This window comes from Planococcus chinensis, assembly GCF_042681545.1.
In the GTDB taxonomy this organism is placed as follows: domain Bacteria; phylum Bacillota; class Bacilli; order Bacillales_A; family Planococcaceae; genus Planococcus; species Planococcus chinensis.
In genome coordinates this window covers 64651-72856 of the sequence record NZ_JBHUFW010000009.1, presented here as the reverse complement: position 1 = coordinate 72856, position 8206 = coordinate 64651, and the positions used below count along the sequence as shown (strand labels likewise).

The window sequence follows — 8206 nt, the reverse complement described above, 5'->3', positions numbered from 1 at the left end:
TTCAATCTGCCCGGAGCTGGACATTCCGTATTTCCGGGCTAACAAGGAATAGCCCAACGGGCCAGCCAAATACTCGTTGACCAAATTCAGTTTGAATTCTTCACTATATTTCACCATAAAAAACACCCCAAAAGTTAGATTTTTAACTCTAACTTTTAGGGTGCAGCACCCCGCGGGCGCCTCTTTTTATTGGAATTTATTGATCATGCGCTCCGGGAAATCGGTGAAGATCCCGTGTACGCCAATCCCTTGCAATTGTTCGGCATACTCCTCGTTATTGACCGTATAGACATAGACGATTGCGCCTTTTCGCAGTGCGTCCGTCGTCATGCGGCGAAACGCAGCCGGAAGCGATACGTGGATGCGGTTCGTGCCGATGACGCGCGCGTAATCATAGACGTCGACATAGATCTGCGAAGTCAGAATCGCGGATTCGATTTCAGTTTCCCTGACCGCTTTCAACACATCTTCATGATTGAAAGAAGAAATCAGGATCCGGTCGCTCATCCCCCGTTTGGCTGCCGAGTTGGCCACTTTATCGACGAGGGTGTCGTACGGGAAGACATCGGATTTGATTTCGATATTCAGACGGTGCGGCGTCTCCTGGAAAATATCGAGGACTTCGCCGAGTGTCGGGATGGTTTCCCCCGCCCACTCTTCCGAGAACCAGCTTCCCGCATCAAAGCTTTGCAGTTCTTCAAGAGTCATGTCTTTGACGTAGCCTTTGCCGTTGGTCGTGCGATTGATTTTTTCGTCGTGGATGACCACCACTCTTTCATCTTTCGTCAAATGGACATCCAACTCCACCCCGTAAACCGGCAATTCCGCTGCCGCACTGAAAGCGGCAAGCGTGTTTTCAGGATGGGTGCCGGAGCATCCTCTGTGTGCATAAATTTTCATCCGTTGGCCTCCTAAATCTCTGTCCGTATCGACCATAATTCCGGGAAAAAGTACTGGTCGAGCACTTTTTTCAAATAGTTGACGCCTGATGAGCCGCCAGTCCCTTGTTTGAAGCCGATGATGCGCTCCACTGTCTTCATATGGCGGAACCGCCATTGCTGGAGCCAGTCCTCGACATCCACGAGCTTCTCTGCCAACTGGTAAAGCTCCCAGTGGGTTTCCACATCCCGGTAAACGGCGATCCACGCTTCCCTCACCGACTCGTCCGGTTCATAAACCGTGGTGACATCGCGTTCAAGCACTTCGGGATTGATGGCAAATCCGCTTCTGGCAAGCTTTTGGATCGCGGCATCGTAGAGGCCCGGTTTTTGGAACGCTTTTAGAAGCTCTTCATGCAAGACCGGATCCTTCTCGTAGATTTTCAATACATGTTTTGTTTTATACCCTAAAGCGAACTCAATCATGCGGTATTGGTAAGATTGGAAGCCGCTCGCATTTCCGAGGTCCTCCCGGAATTCCATGTATTCGGCAGGCGTCATCGTCGCCAGCACGTCCCATCCCTGGATGATCTGCGACTGGATTTTCGAGACCCGCGCCAATTGCTTGAATGCCGGCTGCAGGTCATCCGCGTTGATGTGGCGGATCGCCGAATCCAATTCATGAAGGATGAGCTTCATCCAAAGCTCGGATACCTGGTGGATGATGATAAACAAAGTTTCATCGTGGTGGCCGCTCATGCCGTCCTGTGCGGTCAATAATTGATCCAGATGCAAATAATCCCCATAGGTCATGTTTTCCTTGAAATCGGTGCGGATGTTTTTTTCGCCTGCGGCTGCAATGTTCTGGCCGTTCGTGTATTTATTCATCTGTATCGCTCCATTCCTGCTCGGCTTTTACTGAACTCATCTATCTGGCTGACTTTCAAACGTAGTGATGATGGAACGCCCGATTAAAAGACGGGAATTCGGGAAAACAAGTACAAACTAAGCTTTGCTGAAAGGATGACTCGTATGGCATACAAGAACTCGCGGCTGTTGCCTGCTTTGATTTTTTCTTCCGTACTGGTGCTCGGCGCCTGCGGCGAAAGCGACGAAGTGAACGAACCTGTCGGCAATGAATCACAGACTGAACCTGCACCGAAAACCGGTGATGCTTCGCCTGGCGGCGGCACCGATGAAGACAGCATAGGCGGCGAGACGTTCGGCTTCACGGAATTCAGCGTCGAAGCTGGCTATCCTGAACTCGACGATGCCATTTCCATTGAATATGAGGAAGACCGCGACAATATTTCTGCCGAATACAAAAACCGCTTCACGGAGGACGACCTGGCAGGCGATGAAGCCATGCAGCAGATGGAGCAATCCCTGCAGAAACTGGAATTGACTGCCGATACGCCGGACGAAGAAGCCATCACCCAGATTGTTGAAGCATTCGGCCTCGAAGAAGGATATGAGTATATCGAAGCGGAAGTCCGCTACCCCGACGGTACGGAAAAGGAATACAAGACTTCCGGCCAATGACAAGCCGCCTGCGGGCGGTTTTTTCATGCCAAAAAGCCCGGCTCCCGCTTTAAGCTTTCTACAAGTTATTCTTCTTCGTCATTTGAAATATGTTTCCAATAATCAACTTTGCTGACCGGTTCGAATCCTGCTTTTTCATAGACACGCAATGCGCCGTTATCCGTTTCCACATCCAGCAGCACTTGCTTTTTATTCCGGAGGAGGGCTTGATGACGGCTCCAGCGCAGGAATGCCTGGCCGTATCCTTGGCCCTGCAGATGGGGGCTCACCGCAAAAGCGGTTATCCACAGATCATTGCCTTCTTCAAGAAGGGTCGCGGTAGCGGCCAAGGCGCCGTTTGTTTTCATTACCCAGACATCCCTGCCTGCCGCTTCAAGGTTATAGGAGAGGACAGGCAAGACTTCTTCATCAAACGCCGACACTAGCAGCTTTTCCAACGCTTCGCGTTCGCCGCTATAAGGGGCGATCTCGACGCCGTTCGGAAGTTCAAAATGCTCCAGGGGTTCGACGCCGAGGAGAATTTCTGAAAATGCCGATTCATAGCCCAGATTTTCCAGGAAGGCCTCCGCTTCTGGGTTTTCAATGAATGCAGCCAAGTCCCCTTCTGCCTGGCGCTGGCTATGCCCATGCCGAATGCCGTCCGCAAGCGCGCTGCCGATCGACAAGCGGCGGAAATCGGGATGCACAAGCACTGACCATTCGTATTGATGCAGGCCGACCATATCAGCAGAAACGGCGAAACCGATCAACCGGTCTTCCGCCGTGTATGCCATGACGGCAAATCCCCGGGAATCCGGCCGATCCCACAGCGGTTCATGAAGCACTGAGCTGTAATCTGTTTGAAATAAACCCAGCAATGCCTTCATGTCGGTGACGGTTGAAGCAGCAAGCGGAAATGACTCTATTGACAATGATATGTCCATTTTCCACCATCCTTTCCTTTGTTGAATTTATCGTATCATAAGATTACAGAAATAAACGAACTTTTACGGTTGTGTATCAACGGTTTACAGCGGCTCCTTCTGGGCTATACTAAGTCGATACTATTTTTTCCGGAGGTCAACGCTGTGGCTAAAGAACGCTTAACATGGGTGGATGCAACAAAAGGATTTTTAATGATCCTCGTGGTCATCGGGCATTATGCCGGTCCGATGGCATTTGATTTCCCCCTTATCAAATATATTTATTGGTTCCATATGCCGGCATTCTTTTTATTGAGCGGCCTGTTCTTCAAGCCGATTTTGGAAAATGCCAAACTGAAGCCCGCTATCCATAAGCGCTTTATGCAGCTGATGGTGCCGTACTTGTTTTTCCTGCTGCTGCTGACGTTTTTCAAATACGGCATGATGATTGGCGATGGCACTTTCACCGCCGCTTTCCTGCGGCAGGATCTCATTGAGCTGACCGTCGGCGGACGTTTTCTGCGCGGCGAACACGGCGTCTTCTGGTTCGTCACCGTCATGTTTGCAACGTTCCTGCTGTTTCTATGGATCACCCGCTTGAAGCGGTGGATCCAATTCGCCGTATTGGCCGGCTGCTACACGCTGGCCCAGATCGAAGGGTCGTTTGCCATGAGCCTGGCAGCTGAACCGGATGCCGCTTCCGCTCAGATTCCGATGATCTGGAACCTCGATGTCGTGCTGATTGCCGTTGTCTATTTCGCCATCGGCTATTACTTGAAAGCGTTCTGGATGAACATCCCGAAAATGGCCATTTTCATCTCGGCCGTGGCTGTCCTCGCCGCTATGAAAGCGGATAGCGCCGGGCTGATCGACTATCACTTAAGCTTAAAATTCCTACGCTACGAACATTTCGTCCTGGATCTGGTGATTCCGCTGGCGATGACCATCGTCGTGGTCGGGCTGTTCCAGAAACTGACGGCCATCCAGCGGCTGCCTTGGATCGAAAAAATCGAAAAGCATTCGATTTCCATCATGTACCTGCACATCTTCTTCGGCTTCCTGGTCCGGGATTTCCTGCCGTACAATTTGTTGACGTACTTGTTCATCGGGCTTTTCGCACCGATCCTGTTGTCGATCCTGATCCCAAAAACAATTCCGCTCGGCGAAATCCTGATCGGCCGCTTCAAGCCGAGACGACCGATGCAGACGAATTAACCCAAAAAAAGCTGGCCCGATGAAAATCGGGCCAGCTTTTTATTTTCACAATTTCGCTTCTGAGAGCATTTTTGCGTACTTGCCGCCGCTTTTGATCAAGGCTTCCTGCTTGCCGAATTCGACGAGCTCGCCCATTTCCATGACGAGCACCAGATCCGCTTGCCTTACGGTGTTCAATCGGTGGGCAATGACGAAACTGGTCCGGCCTTTCATCAGCCGCTCCAGCGCTTCCTGGATTTTCAGCTCGGTCACCGTGTCAATGCTGCTGGTCGCTTCATCGAGAAGCAAGATGGCAGGATCCGCAATCAGCGCCCGGGCAATCGACAGCAATTGCTTCTGCCCTTGGCTGATCATGGAGCCGTCGCCTTTCAGCACTGTGTCGTAGCCGTTCGGCAGTTTCACGATAAAGTCATGGGCATTTGCTTTCCGAGCGGCTTCCACCACTTCTTCATCGGTGGCATCAAGCAGTCCGTAGCGGATGTTTTCCCGGACTGTCGCTTCGAAGAGAAATGGATCCTGCAGCACGAAAGCAATCTGGCTGCGCAGGGTTTCACGCGACATCGCTTCGATCGGCGTGCCGTCGAGCCGGATCTGCCCTTCGGCAGCATCGTAGAAACGGGCCAACAATTGCATGATGGTGGTCTTGCCGGCGCCGGTTGCACCGACAAGCGCCGCCGTCTGGCCGATGCCCACGGTGAAGCTGACATTGCGGATGGTCCAGTCTTCTTCAGCGCCTTCATATTTAAACGAGACGTTATCGAACTCGACCAGCCCTTGAAGTTTCTTGTCTGCATTCGCGGCTGCATCGTCTTGTTCTTCCGGCTCCCCCATGATGGCAAAAACTCGCTCGGCACCAGCAATCGCAGAAAGGACCGTGTTGAACTGGTTAGCGAGGTCATTCAGCGGGCGCGTGAACTGGCGGGCGTACTCGGTGAAAATGACAATGACCCCGATCGATATCGAACCGTTCAGCGCAAGGACCCCGCCGACGCCTGCGACAATCGCGAAGCTCGCGTTGTTCAGGAAGTTCATCACTTTCGGGATAAAGCCGGAGTACGTCCAGGCCCAAAAGCCTGTACGGCGGAGCCGCTCGCTTTTCAAAAGGAATTCGTCCATGACGCGCGGTTCTTGGGAAAAAGCCTTGACGATCTTCTGGCCAGAAATCGTTTCTTCAATAAAGCCGTTCAAGTCGCCGATCGCTGCCTGCTGTTCCTTGTAGAGCCGGCTTGTCCGCTTCGTAATCCATTGCATGGAAATGTACATGAGCGGAATGATGACCAGCGTCAAGACGGTGAGCAACGGGCTCAGCCACAGCATGACAACGACGGTGCCCGTCAGTGTCAAGATGCTGGAGAACACTTGGATAAATGAACTGTTCAATGTGGTGGAGACGTTTTCGATATCATTGGTCATGCGGCTCATCAATTCGCCGTGCTGGCGTTTGTCGAAAAACGACACCGGCAGGCGCTGAAGATGTTCAAACAAGCCGGTCCGCATGCGATAGACCACTTGCTGGGCGATGCCGACCATCCAGTAGTTCTGGAGATAAAGCGATACGGAATGCCCGACATAGACTAAAATCAGCCATAGCACGATGGCTCCCATTCCGCTGAAACTCTGCGGCACGATGAATTCGTCAATGATGTAGCCGATTAAATACGGACCGAGCAGCGCAAGCGCTGAACTGATGAACACGAGCGACAGCACCGTCACCAGCAAGAAGCGGTGTTCATCAACCAGTTTCCAGATGCGCAGAAGCGTGGACTGCCAATTGTTGGCGCGCTCCGTCTTTTTATCCGGCTCCTTTTTCAGCTGCTCTTTGGCGATGACCGGTTCATAGCCGAACGGCCTGCGGATGGCTTCAAACATATTCGTCCACCTCCTGTTCCTGCTGGGATTCGGCAATCTGCCGGTAAAGAACTGACGTTTGCAGCAATTCCTGATGCGTACCGTATGCGGAGATGCGGCCGTCTTCCAATAGGAGAATGCGATCCGCTTTCATCGCTGTCCGGATTTTCTGCGTCACCATCAGCATCGTTGCGTGTTCCCTTTCTAATTCTTCCCAAAGCGCCGCCTCCGTCTTGACGTCCAGGGCACTCGTGCTGTCATCAAGAATGAGCACTGAAGGTTTTCTGACAAGGGCACGGGCAATCGACAGACGCTGTTTCTGGCCGCCGGACAAATTGACCCCTTTTTGCCCGACGCGCGTTTCATAGCCTTTTGGGAACCGTTCGACGGTTTCATGGATCTGCGCTTTGGCAGCGGCGCCGGCCAGTTCAGGCTGTTCCGCCCCCTCCTTGCCCCATGAAAGGTTGTTCGAAATGGTGCCGGTAAAAAGCATTGATTGCTGCGGCACGATACCGATCGTCTTCCGGAGCGAACGCAGCGACCAGTCCTTCACATCCCTGCCGTGAATTTGGACGTTCCCTTCAGTAGCATCGTAGAACCGGGGGATGAGCTGCAGAAGCGACGATTTGCCGGAACCGGTCGCGCCCATGATCGCCAATTTTTCATTCGGCTCGAGCCGGAACGAAATGTTGTGGAGCACTTCACGGTCTGTGCCCGGATAGGTGAAGGAAACGTTTTTGAAAACCACTTCTCCGCGCGTAAGCACGTTCGTCTCGCCGCTCTCCCCTTTTTCCCGGACATCTGTTGCAAGCAGCACCTCTTCAATGCGCTCAGACGAAGCTTTTGCCCGTGCAAACGCCATGATGATGAATGAAAACATGGAGAAAGCACCGGTCATGCGCATGGCATAATTGACAATCGCCACCAATTCGCCGATTTCAGCGCCGCCTTGGCGGATTTGCCCTGCCCCGAACCACAGGACTGCCAATAGCGACAAGTTCATCCCGAACAGCAGGACCGGCAAAATGATTTCCATGATGCGGAAAGCTTTGACCGTATCGGTTTTCAGCGAGCCGGCCACTTCCGAGAACCGGGTCGCTTCATATTTCCCTCTCAAGTAGGCCTTGATCAGGCGTACCGCTTGGAGATTCTCCTGCACCATGCGGTTCAGGCGGTCAAGCCGCTGCTGCACGAAGCTGAAATACTTCACTCCTTGTTTCACCATGACATAAAGGAAAATCAACAGGACCGGAAAGACGATGACCAGGTAGACCGCAAGCTCGGCATTGACGACAAACGCCATGGCGATGCTTCCGATGACCAGGAGCGGTGCGCGCAGCATGATACGAAGGCCCATGAACAGCACCGTCTGCACCATGGTGACATCGCTTGTCAGCCGGGTGATCAAACCGGAAGCCGGGAATTTATTGAACGTCGCCAATGAAAAAGACTGGATGCGGCCGTATACAGCTTTTCGAAGATCGAATGAAAAGCTTTGGGAAACGTGCGAAGCGAAATAAGAGTTGGTGATGCCTGATAGAAAGGCGATAGCGGACAGCCCCAACAGCAGAAAGCCGTATTCGACGATCTGCCCCCGGTCACCTGCGATAATGCCATCGTCGATGATTTTTGCGATGACAAGGGGCTGCAGAAGCTCCACCGTCAATTCAAGCAGCATGAGGAACAAGGCAATGGCGATAAATAATTTATATGATTTGGCGTAGGAAAATACTGTTTTCAATCGCAAAGCCTCCTAAACATTTCGATACACGAACTTTTATGTTGACTATTATGCCACAATTCTCTGACGACAGACAGCAA

At 52.2% G+C, this 8206-nt stretch carries 7 protein-coding genes; 2 read left to right on the top strand and 5 right to left on the bottom strand.

Features of this window, described 5'->3' with window-relative positions; genetic code table 11:
- Positions 1-186: 186 nt before the first annotated feature.
- Both ACFSDB_RS12105 and kynA read right to left on the bottom strand, forming a co-directional pair.
- Positions 187-900, bottom strand: coding sequence for a glycerophosphodiester phosphodiesterase (locus ACFSDB_RS12105; protein WP_204893483.1), 714 nt, complete (start codon positions 898-900; stop codon positions 187-189).
- 11 nt (positions 901-911) lie between these two features.
- A complete protein-coding gene (kynA, locus tag ACFSDB_RS12100) occupies positions 912-1766 on the bottom strand; it encodes a tryptophan 2,3-dioxygenase (protein WP_204893484.1) in 855 nt (284 codons plus the stop codon).
- 144 nt (positions 1767-1910) lie between these two features.
- Between kynA and ACFSDB_RS12095 the strand changes: the two genes are divergently transcribed.
- The gene (locus tag ACFSDB_RS12095) at positions 1911-2420 is read left to right on the top strand and encodes a YusW family protein (protein WP_204893485.1); all 510 of its coding nucleotides are present in this window, start codon (positions 1911-1913) and stop codon (positions 2418-2420) included.
- 65 nt (positions 2421-2485) lie between these two features.
- Here the strand turns inward: ACFSDB_RS12095 and ACFSDB_RS12090 are convergent, their stop codons facing one another.
- Positions 2486-3343 carry a GNAT family N-acetyltransferase gene (locus ACFSDB_RS12090; protein ID WP_204893486.1) on the bottom strand — a complete coding sequence of 286 codons (858 nt, stop codon included), beginning with the start codon at positions 3341-3343 and terminating at the stop codon, positions 2486-2488.
- Positions 3344-3487: 144 nt separating this feature from the next.
- Here ACFSDB_RS12090 and ACFSDB_RS12085 point away from each other — a divergent pair, with 144 nt between their 5' ends.
- Positions 3488-4537, top strand: a complete 1050-nt coding sequence (locus ACFSDB_RS12085) for an acyltransferase family protein (RefSeq protein ID WP_204893487.1) — start codon at positions 3488-3490, stop codon at positions 4535-4537.
- 45 nt (positions 4538-4582) lie between these two features.
- Here the strand turns inward: ACFSDB_RS12085 and ACFSDB_RS12080 are convergent, their stop codons facing one another.
- A complete protein-coding gene (locus ACFSDB_RS12080; protein ID WP_204893488.1) occupies positions 4583-6406 on the bottom strand; it encodes an ABC transporter ATP-binding protein in 1824 nt (607 codons plus the stop codon).
- Positions 6399-8126 (bottom strand): ABC transporter ATP-binding protein, encoded by a 1728-nt coding sequence (locus ACFSDB_RS12075; RefSeq protein WP_204893489.1) that lies wholly within the window; start codon positions 8124-8126, stop codon positions 6399-6401. Before ACFSDB_RS12075 ends, ACFSDB_RS12080 begins: the two co-directional genes overlap by 8 nt.
- Between the last annotated feature and the right edge of the window lie 80 nt (positions 8127-8206).

What these genes read in the sequence shown, in the direction of transcription:
- ACFSDB_RS12090 (WP_204893486.1), bottom strand. Translation starts at nt 3,343, where the DNA reads ATGGACATATCATTGTCAATAGAGTCATTTCCGCTTGCTGCTTCAACC.
- kynA (WP_204893484.1), bottom strand. Translation starts at nt 1,766, where the DNA reads ATGAATAAATACACGAACGGCCAGAACATTGCAGCCGCAGGCGAAAAA.
- ACFSDB_RS12095 (WP_204893485.1), top strand. Translation starts at nt 1,911, where the DNA reads ATGGCATACAAGAACTCGCGGCTGTTGCCTGCTTTGATTTTTTCTTCC.
- ACFSDB_RS12080 (WP_204893488.1), bottom strand. Translation starts at nt 6,406, where the DNA reads ATGTTTGAAGCCATCCGCAGGCCGTTCGGCTATGAACCGGTCATCGCC.
- ACFSDB_RS12105 (WP_204893483.1), bottom strand. Translation starts at nt 900, where the DNA reads ATGAAAATTTATGCACACAGAGGATGCTCCGGCACCCATCCTGAAAAC.